The organism is Alteribacter lacisalsi (genome assembly GCF_003226345.1).
Lineage (GTDB): Bacteria > Bacillota > Bacilli > Bacillales > Salisediminibacteriaceae > Alteribacter > Alteribacter lacisalsi.
Genome location: NZ_PDOF01000004.1, coordinates 17,937 through 34,038, shown reverse-complemented (window position 1 = coordinate 34,038; position 16,102 = coordinate 17,937). Strand labels below are relative to the sequence as shown.

Genomic DNA, 16,102 nt, shown 5'->3' with positions numbered 1-16,102 from the left:
ATTTATCAGAAATTATTATTATATGGATTGTCAAAAATCATGTAACTATTCAAGTCGGATCTCGACAAATCTAAATGACAGGGAGGGAAAACTGTGCGGGAGGAGTTCGAACGCCTGTATGAAACTTATCATCAGGCCCTGTTCCAGTACCTGTTTTATATGGTAAGAAACCGTGAAACAGCGGAAGAGTTAGTGCAGGAAGTGTACATTAAAGTACTTCATTCATATAAAGGCTTTGAAGGGAAGAGCTCTGAGAAAACCTGGCTCTACTCCATTGCCAAGCATGTCGCCATCGACTGGATGCGAAGCCAGAACCGAAAAAAACGGAAATGGCTCGGAAAGCAGTACGAATTGTCAGAGAGGGCGTTTGAGATGAGAGATCCTTCACCGCTCCCTGACGAAATCGTCGAACAGAATGACGATGTTCAGCACGTGTACCGAATGATGGAAAAATGTACAGACGACCAGAAGCAAGTGCTGATTCTACGCTATATCCAGTCAATGTCGATTCAGGAGACAGCTGCGGTTCTCGACTGGACCGAAAGTAAAGTTAAAACTACGCAGCACCGGGCGGTAAAAACGCTGAAAAAACATCTTGGATCAGAAACAGAAATGGCAGAAAAGGAGGGAAGAGGATGACCAAAAAGTGGGATGAACGTGAAATAGAGGACACACTGCATGACCTCCCTCCCATAAAAGACAGGCAGTCCAAAGAGGACCTGTTTGCTAAAATCGAAGAACGTGCCAAGGAAGAACCGCCGCAGCTGAGAAGCAGGAAAAAGCAGAAACCACCATGGCTGTATCCGGCAATGGCCAGCGCCGCCGCGCTGTTCCTGATTGTCCTCATCGTTCCGTCGCTCTTGTCCAATAACAATGGCGATCAGATGCTCACCCTGGATTCTTCAGAGGAGAGCACGTCAGGCGATGATGCCGCGTCAACGCCGGCAGGTGATATGGCAGAGGACAGCGGAGTGGAAACAACTGAAGAGTCTGGAGGAGGACAGGATGCCGATTCCTATACTGCTTCGGATGACGAAAACGGCAACGGAGAAAACGGCGTCGAGGTCGCTGAAAACGAAGAAGAGGAAACAGATGAATCTGTTGCTTCCGACGACAACGGCAACGGGAACGGTGGCAATGGTGATGAAAACGGCGAAGATGAAAATGGGACTGAGGAAGAAATCCGTACAGCCGAACTTGAGTCGATTGATTCGGAGAACAGTCAGGTTACCGTGCCGGTCCCTTACGTGTATACAGCAGCCAATGAAGAGCCTGTTATTGCCCTCAGACATGAGACAGTCGATTCCGAAGACGAGGTCGAGGAACGGCTTCTTGAAAAGCTCACTTCAGAAGAAGATGAGAACCGGTTTGTTCTCCCGGGACTCACCGGCATTGCTTTATCTGAGAATGGAAGCGTCGAGCTGACATTTGACGAAACGGACGAAGAACGTTATCTTGGCCTTTCTTCCTATGAATCCATTCAGTACCGTCAGGCTTTAGATGAAGTGTTTGCTTCTCTCGGCTACGACCGGATCGAAGTTGTAATAGGAGAGGGCGAAGCGTTCGACTTCGGCCAATACGGGTCTGAATGGCACGTACGCGAAGAATCAAATCTGAACGGATACCTTCTGTTTGATACGGGAGACGATACACTGTTCGTTCACGCATCACAATTACCATCTTCCGATGAATCAGCTGAAAGCTTTGAAGAGGCTCTGGAATGGATGGCTTCCTATGAAGATGAAGGCGGAGAATCCTCTTTCCGTACACCATTCCCTTCCGCAGAACCAGATGACGGCAACGGAGTGATCGAGGAAGTAGAGCTTCACGACAGTGGAGCAACCGTATCTTTCGATGAATCTCTCACATTTGAAGAAGAAAACGTCGATCAGTACAGAATGCTTCGTGCGATCATCTACACGGCTTCAGATTTTGACCTGGAATTCGTCATTTTTGACGGAGAAGGTGCAGAAGAAGTCCGGGGCGAAGGCGATGCGAATGTCGTTGTGATCGGCAAACCGGTAAGGCCGGAGCCGTTGTTCAACGTCATGTACTAATTGAATTTAACCCCTGACAGCGAATAGGCTGTCAGGGGTTATTTATGCTGGAGAAAAGTGCCGGGAATTCACTTTGGCTGTAAAATCCTGCTATACTGGGAAAACAACTGACGAATGTTTGATTTTCCCGTATTCAATTCGGGAAATTCCCCCGGTTCCACCCAGGAACGACAGCCTCTTTTGCACATCGTCGAAGAGTGTTTCCCGGGAAATGATGATGTCGATTGGATGTGAAATGGCATGACCCTGAAAAACGACACAGATAGAAACGATTCTGATAAAGTGACATTCCGCGCATTCTGGGAAATGGTGAAAAACACAAAACCGCCAAAATGGATCGTATTTCTTGCGGTCCTTCTGAGCCTGATCGAAACCGGTGTGGGTCTTGTTATTCCACTGTTTACGCAGACTGTGGTCGATCAGCTTGCCGACGCTGCCCTTGATACCAGTGTTATTTTCCTGTTTATAGGACTGTTTGTCATGCAGGCCGTTGCGACTGGATTCTCCATTTACCTGCTCACTTATGTGGGAGAACATGTCGTAAGGGAACTGAGAATCAAGCTGTGGAAGCGGATGCTCCGCCTGCCTGTCGCCTATTACGATGCCAACCGGACAGGAGAGACGATCAGTCGGATCACAAACGATACAAACATCGTGAAAGGCCTGATTACCCGCCATCTCGTTACGGCTGTCACGGGCGTGATTTCAATTGTGGGGGCCGTGGCGATCCTCCTCGTGCTTGACTGGCAGATGACGCTCGTTATGCTGTCGGTTGTCCCGGTTATGCTGTTTATCATCATTCCACTCGGCCGGAAAATGTACAGGGTGTCGAAATCGATTCAGAAGGAAATGGCCAGTTTTACAACCGTGCTTACGCAAGTGCTGTCGGAAATCCGGCTCGTAAAAGCATACAGTGCAGAGGAGCGTGAAACAGCCTCGGGAAATGACCGGGTAAACGGCCTTTTCCGCTTCGGCCTTAAGGAAGCGCGGGTATTTGCGGTTCTCAACCCGCTTATTTCCCTCGCGATGATGGGTGTACTCGTCTTCATCATCGGCTACGGTGGTGTCCGGGTGGCAGCCGGGGCGATCAGCGCAGGTCAGCTCGTAGCATTTATTCTGTATCTGTTCATGATTATCGTGCCTGTAAGCCGCTTTGCTTCCTTTTTTGCTGAAGTTCAGAAAGCAATGGGCGCTACGGAACGAATTAATACCCTTTATGACATGGATGAAGAACAGTACGACAGGGAAAGACCATCCGAAAGCGGACGCGGAGATCTTACAGCTCGCGATGTGTCCTTCCGCTATGAAAAGGGAGAGCCTGTCCTCAAGGGTGTGAATTTCACCGTGCCTGCAAAACGGGTTACCGCCATTGTCGGACCGAGCGGAAGCGGCAAAACAACCCTGTTTTCACTGATTGAACGCTTTTATGAGCCATCAGAAGGAGAGTTTACCCTGGGAGGCATCCCGGTCCGTTCTATTCACCTCAGGGACTGGCGGCAGCAGATCGGTTACGTATCACAGGAGAGCCCGTTGATGGCCGGCTCCATCCGGGAAAATATCACTTATGGGGTCAACAGGGAAGTAAAAGATGAGGAACTTGAATCAGCCGGCCGGCTTGCAAATGTACATGAATTTGTGAGCGAACTGCCTGACGCCTACGATACGGAAGTGGGAGAGCGCGGGATTAAGCTTAGCGGTGGACAGCGCCAGCGGGTTGCGATTGCACGAGCGATCCTTAGAAACCCGTCCATTCTGATGCTCGATGAGGCAACCTCAAGTCTTGACAGCGAATCGGAACGGAAGATCCAGGAGGCCCTTGATAACGTCATGGAAGGACGGACCACCATCGTCATCGCTCACCGGCTTGCAACGGTGCTCGGTGCCGATCAGATTGTGGTGATGGAAAAGGGCCGGGTCACCGGGATGGGCACACACAGCGAGCTGCTGGAGACGAACACATTGTACCGCCGTCTTGCGACCCAGCAGTTTGCCGCGGGGAATGAGTAAAAGGAGGGGGATTGCTGTTAAGAGCTATAAAGGTTAAGCTAAAACCTCTAAAGGCTAAGGTAAGAGCTCTAAAGGCTAAGCTAAAACCCCTAAAAGCTAACCTAAGACCCTTAAAGGCTAAGCTAAAACCTTTAATGAAAAACCGCCGCCCTGGAATTTGAGCGATCATCTCCAGGTGCGGCGGTTTTTCGTCTAGATGTTCTTTTTTATCTCGTACTTCTTCAGCCGGTACTGCAGACTTTGGCGGCTGATGCCCAGTTCCTTGGCTGCCTGGGTCACATTGTGCTCGCACTGGTCGAGTATCTGTTCAATATACACGCGCTCAGCTTCCTCCATAAATGACTGAAGCGTGCGATTTGGCCTTTTCTCACCATGGACCGGGCCCGTTGCTGGAGCCGGAGGGGTGAAGGAATAGGTCGCGTACAGAGGGAATTTATGACGTACATGGGGCGGAAGGTGTGAATAATCAATTTCCTCATCGTAGGAAATCAGGTTCATCGCGCCTTCAACCATATGCTCGAGCTCACGGACATTTCCCGGCCAGTCGTACTCGGTGAACAGTTCCATCACACCTTGGGAAACACCGGGAACAGCGAGCTGGAAGCGGTGATTGTACTTGGCAACAAAATGTTCAACAAGTCTCGGCAGGTCATCCTTCCGCTTTCGAAGCGGGGGAATGACAATCGAGACGACGCTGAGCCGGTAGTATAGGTCCTCCCGAAGGTCGTTTTTATCCATGGAAATGAGGGGGTCCTCGTTCACCGTGGCGAGAATCCGCACATCCACCGATCTGTCTTTCGTATCGCCGATCCGGCGTATCGTCTTTTCCTGTATCGCCCGCAGCAGTTTCGCCTGAAGGGGGGCGCTGAGAGAGTTGATCTCATCCAGCATGAGCGTGCCCCCGTCAGCCTGCTCAAACAGGCCCGGATGCTCAGAGGCTCCGGTAAATGCCCCTTTAACGGTACCGAAAAGAATGCTTTCAATGAGCGTATCGGGAAGCGCTGCGCAGTTCTGGCTTATAAATGGTTTCGAAGAACGCTCGCTGCCATTATGGATACTCTGGGCAAACAGTTCTTTACCAGTTCCCGTCTCACCGGTAATAAGGACGGAGGAGGTAGTCCGTGTCGCCCGCTTCGCATTGTCGATGACTTCAAGAAACGGGGCGCTCCGGCCGATGATCTGATCGAACGTATACTTTGCATCCGGTTTTTCACGGGCGCTCTCGCGCGTAAGCCGCTCCAGCCGGGTAATATCCTTCGCGATTTCAACGGCGCCGATAATGTCGCCCCCTTCGCTGCGGAGGGGGAACGTATCGTTAATCGTCGTAATTTCCTGACCTTTATAATTGAAATATGTCTGCTTCGCGTTTTTCCGGACATCCCCGTTGCGAAGCGCCTGCATGAGCCGGCTTTCCTCTTCGCCTGCAAACATAAAGATGTCCATAATCTTTCTGTGCATCACGTCGACTTTGTCCATATCTTCAATTTCACTCATCTTCCGGTTGTACACGATGGACACACCTTCATGGTCCACGATATGTATACCTGCATCCACTGCATCGAGCAGCTGATGGTAAATGTGATCGAGTTTAGGTAGCATCCGCTCTTTTGCCGCCACGTTCATTCCTCCGTTCTCCGTCGAAACTTCTATGTTTATTTTACCTTTCCCTCTTTTAAGAGCGCAAACACATTTTGCGCAAAAAGTGCAAAATATTTTGTCAGTGCAACATAATTTTGCGCTTTGGGAGACTGAACAGTCAGTCATGTAAGGGTTTTCGTTTTGGCACGAATCTTGCAACTATAATTAAACGTAACCTAAAAGGTTTGAATCTTTTTTAAAAGGAGTGGATTGATCCATGGTAGTACCATACACACACGAACCATTCACGGATTTCACAGTTGAGGAAAACCGCAAGGAGATGGAAGCAGCACTGAAGCTTGTCAGCGGTGAACTTGGCAAGGAATATCCGTTAATTATTGGCGGCGAGCGCGTCATGACAGATGACAAATTCGTTTCCGAAAACCCGGCCAACCACAAGGAAGTTGTCGGATACGTTTCAAAAGCAACTCGTGAGCATGCTGAAAAAGCACACCGGATTGCAGACGAAACCTTTGAAACATGGAAAAAATGGAAAGTCGAATCCCGCGCCAATGTGCTGTTCCGTGCATCGGCTATGATTCGCCGACGTAAGCATGAATTTTCAGCTTACCTTGTGTACGAAGCCGGGAAGCCATGGAAGGAAGCAGATGCTGATACAGCTGAAGCGATTGACTTCCTCGAGTATTATGCACGCCAGATTCTTCGCCTGAAGGACGGTATGCCAATCAACTCCCGTGATATCGAAGACAACCAGTTCAGATATATCCCGCTGGGCGTTGGTGTCACAATTTCCCCATGGAACTTCGCATTCGCGATCATGGCAGGAACAGTAGTCGGCCCAATGGTGGCAGGTAACACGATTCTTCTCAAACCGGCAAGTACCACTCCGGTCATTGCATATAAATTTATGGAAGTGCTCGAAGAAGCGGGCATGCCTGCTGGAGTAGTAAACTACATTCCGGGCAGCGGCTCTGAAATCGGTGACTTCCTGGTAGATCATCCGCGCACACGCTTTGTGAACTTCACAGGCTCCCGTGACGTTGGAGTACGCATTTACGAGCGTGCAGCAAAAGTACAGGAAGGCCAGAAGTGGCTGAAGCGCGTTATCGCTGAAATGGGCGGTAAAGATACAATCGTAGTGGACAAAGACTCTGATCTTGAGCTTGCTGCAGAAGCCATTGTTATGTCCGCTTTCGGTTTCTCAGGACAGAAATGTTCTGCCTGTTCCCGTGCGGTCATTCATGAAGATGTTTACGACGAAGTGCTTGAGCGCTCTGTTGAAAAAACGAAAGAGCTTACTGTCGGTGCCACATTCAACGACAACTCAAACTTCATGGGTCCTGTAAACGATAAAGCTGCCTTTGACAAAGTAATGAAGTACGTTGAAATCGGTAAAGAAGAAGGACGCCTCATGACTGGCGGCGAAGGGGACGCTTCTGAAGGATACTTCGTTCAGCCAACTATTGTTGCAGACGTCGATCCGAAAGCACGCCTGATGCAGGAAGAAATCTTCGGACCTGTAGTGGCGTTTACAAAAGCTAAAGACTTCGACCATGCGCTTGAAATTGCCAACAACACGGACTACGGTCTTACAGGTGCCGTCATTTCCAACAACCGCGCCCGCCTTGAGCAGGCTCGTGAGGACTTCCATGTCGGAAACCTTTACTTTAACCGCGGCTGTACTGCTGCTATCGTAGGCTACCAGCCGTTTGGCGGATTCAACATGTCCGGAACCGACTCCAAAGCGGGCGGACCAGACTATCTGCTTCACTTCCTGCAGCCGAAGACAGTTACAGACCAGTTTTAATTAATCATGATAAATAAGGAAGCGGAAGGCGGCGACTCCAGCGGGAAAAGCAATAGCTGAAGACCCCGCAGGATGATTTTCCCAAGGAGGCTGAAGCATTGCCCAGCGTCCGCCTGTAGCGCACTTATACTGAGAAGCTTCACACCTGCAGTGAGACTCCTGCGGCAATAGGGGCAAAGTGAGACCCCACAGGCGAAGCCTGGAGGCTCACCGCCATCACCGAGGAAAGCGATCGGAAGTCGTGAAGCGAAGTACACTTTTTAGATGAACGAATGCTGAAACGAGAGAAAGAGAAGCAAAAGCATAACGGTGCGGCGGATGGAACGTCCGGCCTGTCCGCAGTGCAGGCGATCTGACTCTCAATCAGCCTCAGATCAATAAGGAAGGCCGGGGTGTCCAGAAAATCTGTTTTTTTCCGGGACACCCCCCTTTTAGGCTATAGAGGAGGTATTCGAATGGGTAAAACACAGGAAATTATCGGTTTGACGGAAAAGTACGGCGCACGCAACTACCATCCGCTGCCGATTGTGATCTCAAAAGCGGAAGGTGTCTGGGTGGAAGATCCGGAAGGCAACCGCTATATCGATATGCTGAGTGCCTACTCGGCTCTCAACCAGGGGCACCGTCACCCGAAAATCATTCAGGCACTCAAAGACCAGGCCGATCAGATCACGCTCACGTCTCGTGCCTTTCATAACGACCAGCTCGGCCGTTTTTATGAAAAAGTTACATCCCTGACGAAGAAAAACATGATTCTGCCGATGAACACAGGTGCCGAAGCTGTGGAAACAGCTGTGAAAGCGGTTCGCCGCTGGGCTTACCGCGTTAAAGGCGTCGAATCGAACCAGGCTGAAATTATCGTGTGCGAGGAAAACTTCCACGGCCGTACGATGACTGCCGTTTCCCTTTCTTCAAACGATGAGTACAAAGCGGATTTCGGTCCGATGCTTCCGGGCATTAAAGTAATTCCTTACGGCGATGCTCAGGCCCTGAAAGAAGCGATTACCCCGAATACGGCAGCGTTTATTTTCGAACCGATTCAGGGCGAAGCCGGCATCAACATCCCGCCGGAAGGCTTCCTGAAAGAAGCGTACGACATCTGTAAGGAAAACAACGTTCTTTACGTTGCCGACGAAATCCAGGCAGGACTTGCCCGTACCGGGAAAATGTTCGCCTGTGACTGGGAGAACGTAGAACCGGACATGTACATTCTCGGTAAAGCTCTTGGCGGCGGCGTGATGCCTATCAGTGTGGTAGCAGCCAACGATGATGTTCTCGGCGTATTCGAGCCGGGCTCCCACGGCTCCACTTTCGGCGGAAACCCGCTCGCAAGTGCCGTATCTGTTGCATCTCTTGAAGTAATCGAGGAAGAGAATCTGGTGGAACGTTCACTGAAACTCGGTAACTACTTTATGGGCGAGCTTAAGAAAATTGATAACCCAAAAATCAGGGAAGTGCGCGGGAAAGGACTGTTTATCGGTGTTGAACTGACTGAACCAGCCCGATCTTACTGCGAGGAACTGAAGGAACTTGGTCTTCTCTGTAAAGAAACTCATGAGAACGTAATTCGGTTTGCACCGCCGCTGGTGATCTCAGAAGAGGATCTTGAGTGGGCGCTGGAGCGGATCAGGAAGGTTCTTTCTGCATAGTAAACCTGACCGGAGCGTGCGGCCGTTCGGCGTAAGCCGGGTCCGGCCGCCGCGGAGGCAGCGGCATTCTGAAGAAAACAGCAGTGCACCGGGGGGAGGAACTGATCTCTTCCTCCTCCTTTTTAACAAAGGGAAGTAAACGCTTACGGCAAGGGTTTCGATTGAGCCGAAAAGGTGAAAAGAAAGAGTAGAGGTATAATTGGCATCACAGGCGTCTGCCGTGTTTGATCGGGCGGTCGGCCAATATGATATTACAACGAGGCGCGCACAGCGTGCAGGGTAAGGAGGTTCAAGAATGGAAATGATCACACGAAATTTCTTCCTGTTTCTTTCACAGAATCAGTTTATTAAGAACAGAGCAACGAAGTGGGGGCCGAAACTTGGTGCCAAGCAGGTGATTGCCGGGGAATCGATCCGAGAGGCGATGGAAACGGCGGCCAAACTGAACGAGGATGGGCTGGTGTGTACGGTCGATCATCTTGGGGAGTTTGTATATAACCGGGAAGAGGCGATTGAGTCTGCGGATTATTGTATCCGTACGCTCGAGGCGATGGACGAGGCTGGTGTGAATTGTAACTTGTCTCTTAAGCTTACGCAGCTCGGACTGGATGTGGATGTGAATCTGTGCCGTGACAATATGGTCAGAATTCTGGAAACGGCGAAGAAGTTCAATAACTTTGTCCGGATTGATATGGAGGATTATACGCACCTCCAGCCGACTTTGGACCTTCTGGCGGATCTCCGGAAGCAGTATGATAACGTGGGAACTGCCATTCAGGCCTACCTTTTCCGTGCCGAGAAAGATGTGCGCAGTCTTGAGGGTGTGAATCTGCGGCTGATCAAGGGTGCCTATAAGGAGTCACCGACGGTTGCGCATCAGCGCACCGAGGATATTGACCGCAATTATATGAATATTATTAAGACGCACCTCCTGAGCGGCAGCTATGCGGCTGTGGCAACACACGACCATAATATTATTGCCGAGGTTAAAAAGTTTGCCGAGGAGAATAATATACCGAGAGACCAGTTTGAGTTTCAGATGCTGTACGGTTTCCGCTCTGAGCTTCAGAAGGAGATTGCGGCGGAAGGGTACAAGATGCGGGTGTACATTCCGTTCGGCGAGGACTGGTACGGGTACTTTATGCGCCGGCTGGCCGAGCGTCCTCAGAACGTGACGTTCGCTCTCCGGGGATTTTTCTCGAAATAATACCCTTGGAAATTCGCGGCGGTAAGCGGAGCTTTGCGAAACTAATGGAAGAATATACTCGATTAACCCTTACACAAACCGGAGCAAACAGGTGGATCCGGCGGTATACAGGCGGATTGCGCATGCTCAGCAAGATAGACTGCTCCTGCGCGGTGCGATCCGTCTATTTCCCGCTTTATCCTGTTTGCGTGAAGGTATGAACTTTCGTAATACTATATAAGGTGTAATAAAGAACGATCATTTTCCTGAGCAGCAGAATGATCGTTTTTTTAAGGGGAAAAGTTCGTAACATACTTAATGTAAAGCAAAAAAGGTGAGGTGCAGAGTCATATGAACAATAAACGAATTTCAATTATCGGCGTGCCGATGGACCTTGGCCAGCGCAGACGTGGCGTGGATATGGGACCAAGTGCGATCCGGTATGCAGGTGTTGTGGAGCGGCTTGAGAAAATCGGATATGAAGTGCACGACCGCGGTGACATCGAGATCGGCCGGCCGGACAAGTTTGATGTAGTGGATGAGGGGAACCTTAAGGATCTGAATGAAGTGGTAAAAGCGAACCAGGCGCTATCCGACACAATTACAAAGTCGATTGGAGACGGTGAATTCCCGCTAATTCTTGGAGGCGATCATAGTATTGCAATCGGGACGCTTGCAGGGGTGGCAAACAAGTCAGACAACCTGGGCGTGATCTGGTATGACGCTCACGGAGACCTGAACACAGGCGATACGTCGCCGTCCGGTAACATTCATGGCATGCCGCTTGCGGTCAGCCTCGGTATCGGCCACCCGTCATTGACGGAAATCGGCAGCTATGCGCCGAAAATCAAGCCGGAAAACCTAGTCCTTGTAGGTGCCCGTTCTCTGGATGAGGGGGAGCGTGAGCTGATTCGTGAAAAAGGAATTAAAGTTTTTACGATGCACGAAATTGACCGGATGGGAATGACAAAGGTGATGGAAGAGGCAATTGCCCATGTGTCCAAAAACACAGACAGCGTTCACTTGAGTCTCGATCTTGACGCCCTTGATCCTCACGATGCTCCTGGTGTCGGTACACCGGTTATCGGCGGGACAAGCTACCGTGAAACCCACCTGGCGATGGAAATGCTTGCAGAGCGTAACATCATCACAAGTGCGGAGTTCGTAGAAGTGAACCCGATCCTTGACGATAAAAATCAGACAGCTGAAGCAGCGGTTGGCCTGATCGGCTCTCTGTTTGGCGAGAAACTTCTATAATATACAATATGAATAGTTTTTTTGCCGGGCGGCTCCTCTTTATGGGAGGCCGCCCGGTTTTTTTGGCGTGCTCGATTGAAGGTTGGCTGAGGGTGGTTGGCTTTTTATCAATTGAGGCCTTGACCTTGCAGCGGAAAAGCAGCAAAAGGCGGGATTTATCTTACCTCCGCACGCACGAGCGGCATGCTCATACAGCGTGGGCCGCCCCGTCCCCGTGACAGTTCTGAACTGGGGATTTCTATTACTTCAATGCCGGCCTCGCGGAGACACTGGTTGGAAACATAGTTGCGGTCATAAGTGACGACGACACCTGGTGAGATTGCCAGGGTGTTGGAGCCGTCATTCCACTGCTCCCGGGCTGCGGCAATTTCGTCACCACCTCCGCACTCAATTAGTCCCACTTCGGAAAGGCCGAGCACTTCCTTAAGCGTGTCGAGAATGTGGGTCCGCTCTTCAATTTCCACTTTTCCATTTTCCATGCCCGGGCGGATGATATAGATCCGCATTTCGCCGCCAGGTCCATGAATGGCCGGGTGAATAGAGAACTGATCACGGTCCACCATCGTGAACACCGTATCCAGATGCATAAATGCCCGGGATTTCGGGATCTCAACTGCGACCACCTGTGTAAAGGATGGGTTGCCGGCAAATAGATTGCGTGCCATTTCCTCTATGGCCTGTGGTGTGGTGCGGGCACTGACTCCGACAGCCACCGTCTGTTCATTTAAGATGAGCTGATCGCCGCCTTCAAGGGGGAAGTGTGAAGAACGGTCGTACCACCTTGGCACGTCTGTATCTCTGAATCTCGGGTGATAGCGGATGATATAGTCCATAAACACAGACTCCCGTTTCCGAGCATCTTCAGCCATCGTATTAATGGAGATTCCCGTCCCGATTACGCAGGAAGGATCCCTGGTGAAATAAAGGTTCGGCATGGGATCGAGGTAAAAGGGATGATGATCTTCCATCATTTCGTACAGGTTTGTTTTCCGGTCAGGGCCGATTTCCGACTTGCGCACGCCGCCCATGACCTTTGCGACGAAGTCCTCCGTGGCAAAAGAGCGAAGATATTCTTTCAGCGTCTGGCTTGAGCATTGAATGTTGGACTGGCTCTCCCTGATCATCTGATCAAGAAACTGTTCGCGCACAATCGTATCGTCGAGGGCTTCTGCCAGAAGTTTTTCCAGATAAAGCACTTCTGTGCCCCGCTTCCGGAGCCGGTCTGTAAACTCATCATGCTCCCGCTGAATAGCAGGCAGGTATGGAATATCATCAAAAAGCAGATGTTTTAACGTATCAGGTGTAAGATTCTCTACTTCGTATCCGGGGCGCTTGACGATTACGCTCTCCAGACGGCCAATCTCCGAATGTATATTAAGCGGCCCTGGGTATGTCAAAGGAATATGCCTCCTTAAAGTTATTGTTCTGATTCTACTTTTATGTAGCAGGTAAAGAAAATTTACTTTATTTCCAATACCCTGTATTTGGAAGGTGAAACCTTCTCTTTTTTTAGGCTCTGTTTAAAGTCTGTTGTTGATTTCCTCTCTCTGCGCTCCTTTACCGCGGGCACCGCTTCAGCCTCCTCGGGGAGAACACCCTGCGGGGTCTTCAGCCGGCGCTGTTCCCGCAGGAATTTCGTGCGTTCGCTTCAATAAAAGATAGAAATATCAACATTGAGCTTTAACAGAGCCTTTTTTTATGAGGGGGAGAGGGCGGAGGGGCAGGTAGGGGGAAGGTGCTAGAGACAATGAATCTGGTGTAAGGACTATAAATCTTCTCTAAGGATAATAAGTTTGATGTAAAGACAATTAGACTTATCTAAGGACAATAAACGCCGACGTTCACAACCAGGCCCCCACCCGACTCCCCGCCCATAAAAAACCGCCCGCGGCCAGCAGGCCGCAGAGCGGTATTGAAGAACCTGGTTATTTTTCCGCCTGCAGATAGCGCTTGTCTTTCATAAACAGGCGCCAGAATACGATAAAAGCAGGGATGAGGAGTGCCATGCCTACCCCGTAGCCGACGAGAAGCCAGCGGAACATGGCTGGATCGGTAAAGGCGTCCTGAATGGTGAGATCCGGATAAAGAATATACGGCATGTGGGAAAAGCCGTAGCCGAAACTGGCCAGCCCGAACTGTATCACAATCATGATGACCGCCAGTCGGGGCCGTCCGAGATTTTCCCTGTTGGACTTCATGAACATAGCGCCGTAGCCGATGAGAAAGGCAACGAGAGAGAGGGCAAACAGGTACCAGACGCTCGCCATATTGTCGACCATCCATCCGGCTTCCGGAAGCAGGGTAATCGTGGCCGCCACGGCGAACAGAAGGGTGACCGGCCCGAGCCAGAGGGCATTCCGGCGGTAGACAAGATATGTTGCTTCCGATTTTGCCTCCCGGGAGTAGTCGGCAAGCAGCAGGGCTGAAAGAAACAGTTCCGTACTCAGACCGAAGCCTACGTGCGTGTAGAGCGTTGGACTTGAAAAGATCTGGTCAAAAAGAAGATAGTCCCGTCCTTCTCCGATACTCATGAAGCCGCCTATGGCAATCGGGAGCGTCGCCACAAGCAACGCGGGAATGAACAGTCCGGTTGTACCGGAAATGATCGTCAGCATCCGGCTGTACTTTTTCGACGAGTATGCGTAGATCATGAACGTCCCTCTGATCGTGAGCAGGATCAGCACGAGGCTGAACGGCATGATCATCAGGGTGCCAAGGTACGAGGCAGCACCCGGGAAAAAGCCTACCAGTGCGACGACGAGAAGCACGAGGAAGACGTTCGTAACCTCCCATGACGGGGAAAGGTACCGGTTGGCAATGACGGAGGCTTCCGTGTTATCCTTACGGGTATAGTACATCGCCCAGAAACCGGCACCGAAGTCGATGGAGCCGGCGATCGCATAGATGAAAAGAAACGCCCAGATGATGGTGATAGCAATATACGGTTCGGTCATAACAGGCGCACCTCCTAGACGTCAGCTTTCTGAAGATCATTAGATACCGGATTGCGTCCGAAATAAAACTTCAGGACGAGAGCGGTGAGCACGAGCAGGGTTGCATACAGCGTCACAAATAGGAAGAATAAAAAGCCGAGATTCCCTGATTCGGTCGCCGCATCGGCGGTCAGCTGCACACCGTAAATCGTCCATGGCTGACGGCCGGTACAGCTGAAGATCCAGCCTGTTTCAATACCGATCATGGCAAGCGGTCCGCCTGTGACAAGCAGCAGAAGAATCCATTTAGGAAAATCCTTCCTTGGCCACACGTAGCGCCAGAAAAGGGCAGCAAATGAGAGCCCGAGAAGCGTGAAGCCGATTCCTACCATGACATTAAACAGGGTATGGACAAAAAGCGGCGGCCAATATTCCTCCGGAAAATCGTTCAGACCCTGTACAACCCCGTCCGTTGAGCCGGAAGCAAGCCAGCTGAGCATGCCTGGAATTTCGATTCCACCTACAACCTCGCCCCGTTCAGGATCAGGAATACCGAAAATCGCAAGAGGGGCGTTATCCTGGGTTTCAAACAGACCTTCAGCTGCAGCCAGTTTGACTGGCAGATATTCGTACAGCATTTTTGCCGTATCGTGGCCGTTTACAGCCGTGTACAGACTCATCGTTGCGCCGACGATCAGGGCAATCATCAGCCCTTTTCGGTGATAAGCTTTTTCGTTGCTTGAAATATTCTTTTTCAGCAGCTTGAACGCAGCCACAGAGCCGATCACAAATGCACCGGCCATATACGCGGTGCTCACAACGTGAAGAACGGTAACGCCGACACTCGGATTGAAGACGGCGTCCCAAGGACGGACGTTTGTGATGGCACCGTCCACCACGTCAAATCCTGCCGGGGTATTCATCCATGCGTGGGCATCGGTAATTAGCACCGCGCTTGCGGTCGCACCAAGAGCCACGAGACCCACACTGATAATCCGCATCGTGTTGGTGAGGCGATCCGCTGCATAAACGTAGATGGACATAAAGACGGCCTCAAGGAAAAAGGCAAAAATTTCAACCTGAAACGGAAGGGCGATAACCCTCCCGACAATCTCCATATAGCCCGGCCAGAGGAGAGACAGCATTACGCCGACGATCGTTCCTGATGGGATGGCGACGCCGAGAAGGACAGCAAAGCCTTTCGTCCAGCGTTTCGCCATCACCCCGTAGTGATCGTCTTTTTTAATAGCTCGGATAATCTCTGCAATAAAGATCATCAGGGTGATTCCGACCCCGAGTGTTGCGAAAATAATATGGAATGCCATTGATGAGCCGAACAGCATTCGGGCTAACAGTACCTCATCCATCATTAACCGCTCCTCTGTCTGATCAGTGTTGTTGCTTCCTTGTCTTATCGTGCGATGAATGGTGGAAAGTATGCATGATTTTTCCAAGAGACATAGGTTTAAAAGGGAAATCGCACGAATGAGAGGGGTAGAAGAGCAATAAACTAGGATGGAGGAGCCGGTTGAGGATGGAGAACGTTTTCAAAATCTTTGCTTTTGGAGGCATTCCTTCGTTGACGTTGAAAAAAGGGCTGTGCTATA

Annotated in this window: 11 protein-coding genes; 7 read left to right on the top strand and 4 right to left on the bottom strand. The window is 50.7% G+C overall.

The genetic code is table 11. The features are described from left to right. Nucleotides 1–93 precede the first annotated feature (93 nt). From sigX to CR205_RS18355, 3 genes are all read left to right on the top strand, one after another. Complete coding sequence (gene sigX, locus CR205_RS18365) at nucleotides 94–639, top strand: RNA polymerase sigma factor SigX (protein ID WP_110521618.1); 546 nt, start codon at nucleotides 94–96, stop codon at nucleotides 637–639. Next, nucleotides 636–2,057 carry a hypothetical protein gene (locus CR205_RS18360; protein WP_110521617.1) on the top strand — a complete coding sequence of 474 codons (1,422 nt, stop codon included), beginning with the start codon at nucleotides 636–638 and terminating at the stop codon, nucleotides 2,055–2,057. The genes sigX and CR205_RS18360 overlap by 4 nt, the downstream gene beginning before the upstream one ends. A gap of 240 nt (nucleotides 2,058–2,297) precedes the next feature. Beyond that, the gene (locus CR205_RS18355; protein WP_110521616.1) at nucleotides 2,298–4,064 is read left to right on the top strand and encodes an ABC transporter ATP-binding protein; all 1,767 of its coding nucleotides are present in this window, start codon (nucleotides 2,298–2,300) and stop codon (nucleotides 4,062–4,064) included. 192 nt (nucleotides 4,065–4,256) lie between these two features. On the opposite strand, the gene CR205_RS18350 is transcribed toward CR205_RS18355, so the two are convergent. Next, complete coding sequence (locus tag CR205_RS18350; protein WP_110521615.1) at nucleotides 4,257–5,687, bottom strand: sigma-54 interaction domain-containing protein; 1,431 nt, start codon at nucleotides 5,685–5,687, stop codon at nucleotides 4,257–4,259. Nucleotides 5,688–5,919: 232 nt separating this feature from the next. Here CR205_RS18350 and pruA point away from each other — a divergent pair, with 232 nt between their 5' ends. The 4 genes from pruA (at nucleotide 5,920) to rocF (ending at nucleotide 11,562) form a co-directional block, all read left to right on the top strand. Then, complete coding sequence (pruA, locus tag CR205_RS18345; RefSeq protein ID WP_110521614.1) at nucleotides 5,920–7,470, top strand: L-glutamate gamma-semialdehyde dehydrogenase; 1,551 nt, start codon at nucleotides 5,920–5,922, stop codon at nucleotides 7,468–7,470. 455 nt (nucleotides 7,471–7,925) lie between these two features. After that, on the top strand, nucleotides 7,926–9,119 hold the full coding sequence (locus CR205_RS18340; protein WP_110521613.1) for an ornithine--oxo-acid transaminase: 1,194 nt from the start codon (nucleotides 7,926–7,928) through the stop codon (nucleotides 9,117–9,119). A 295-nt stretch (nucleotides 9,120–9,414) separates the two neighbouring features. After that, a complete protein-coding gene (locus CR205_RS18335; protein ID WP_110521612.1) occupies nucleotides 9,415–10,326 on the top strand; it encodes a proline dehydrogenase family protein in 912 nt (303 codons plus the stop codon). Between the two features lie 330 nt (nucleotides 10,327–10,656). Continuing rightward, nucleotides 10,657–11,562, top strand: coding sequence for an arginase (rocF, locus tag CR205_RS18330; RefSeq protein WP_110521611.1), 906 nt, complete (start codon nucleotides 10,657–10,659; stop codon nucleotides 11,560–11,562). A gap of 155 nt (nucleotides 11,563–11,717) precedes the next feature. Here the strand turns inward: rocF and arcA are convergent, their stop codons facing one another. From arcA to CR205_RS18315, 3 genes are all read right to left on the bottom strand, one after another. Further along, nucleotides 11,718–12,959 carry an arginine deiminase gene (arcA, locus tag CR205_RS18325; RefSeq protein ID WP_110521610.1) on the bottom strand — a complete coding sequence of 414 codons (1,242 nt, stop codon included), beginning with the start codon at nucleotides 12,957–12,959 and terminating at the stop codon, nucleotides 11,718–11,720. Between the two features lie 528 nt (nucleotides 12,960–13,487). Further along, nucleotides 13,488–14,516, bottom strand: coding sequence for a cytochrome d ubiquinol oxidase subunit II (locus CR205_RS18320; protein WP_110521609.1), 1,029 nt, complete (start codon nucleotides 14,514–14,516; stop codon nucleotides 13,488–13,490). 14 nt (nucleotides 14,517–14,530) lie between these two features. After that, on the bottom strand, nucleotides 14,531–15,862 hold the full coding sequence (locus tag CR205_RS18315) for a cytochrome ubiquinol oxidase subunit I (protein ID WP_110521608.1): 1,332 nt from the start codon (nucleotides 15,860–15,862) through the stop codon (nucleotides 14,531–14,533). Nucleotides 15,863–16,102 lie beyond the last annotated feature (240 nt).

What these genes read in the sequence shown, in the direction of transcription:
- CR205_RS18360 (WP_110521617.1), top strand. Translation starts at nt 636, where the DNA reads ATGACCAAAAAGTGGGATGAACGTGAAATAGAGGACACACTGCATGAC.
- CR205_RS18355 (WP_110521616.1), top strand. Translation starts at nt 2,298, where the DNA reads ATGACCCTGAAAAACGACACAGATAGAAACGATTCTGATAAAGTGACA.
- CR205_RS18350 (WP_110521615.1), bottom strand. Translation starts at nt 5,687, where the DNA reads ATGAACGTGGCGGCAAAAGAGCGGATGCTACCTAAACTCGATCACATT.
- pruA (WP_110521614.1), top strand. Translation starts at nt 5,920, where the DNA reads ATGGTAGTACCATACACACACGAACCATTCACGGATTTCACAGTTGAG.
- CR205_RS18340 (WP_110521613.1), top strand. Translation starts at nt 7,926, where the DNA reads ATGGGTAAAACACAGGAAATTATCGGTTTGACGGAAAAGTACGGCGCA.
- CR205_RS18335 (WP_110521612.1), top strand. Translation starts at nt 9,415, where the DNA reads ATGGAAATGATCACACGAAATTTCTTCCTGTTTCTTTCACAGAATCAG.
- rocF (WP_110521611.1), top strand. Translation starts at nt 10,657, where the DNA reads ATGAACAATAAACGAATTTCAATTATCGGCGTGCCGATGGACCTTGGC.
- CR205_RS18320 (WP_110521609.1), bottom strand. Translation starts at nt 14,516, where the DNA reads ATGACCGAACCGTATATTGCTATCACCATCATCTGGGCGTTTCTTTTC.
- CR205_RS18315 (WP_110521608.1), bottom strand. Translation starts at nt 15,862, where the DNA reads ATGGATGAGGTACTGTTAGCCCGAATGCTGTTCGGCTCATCAATGGCA.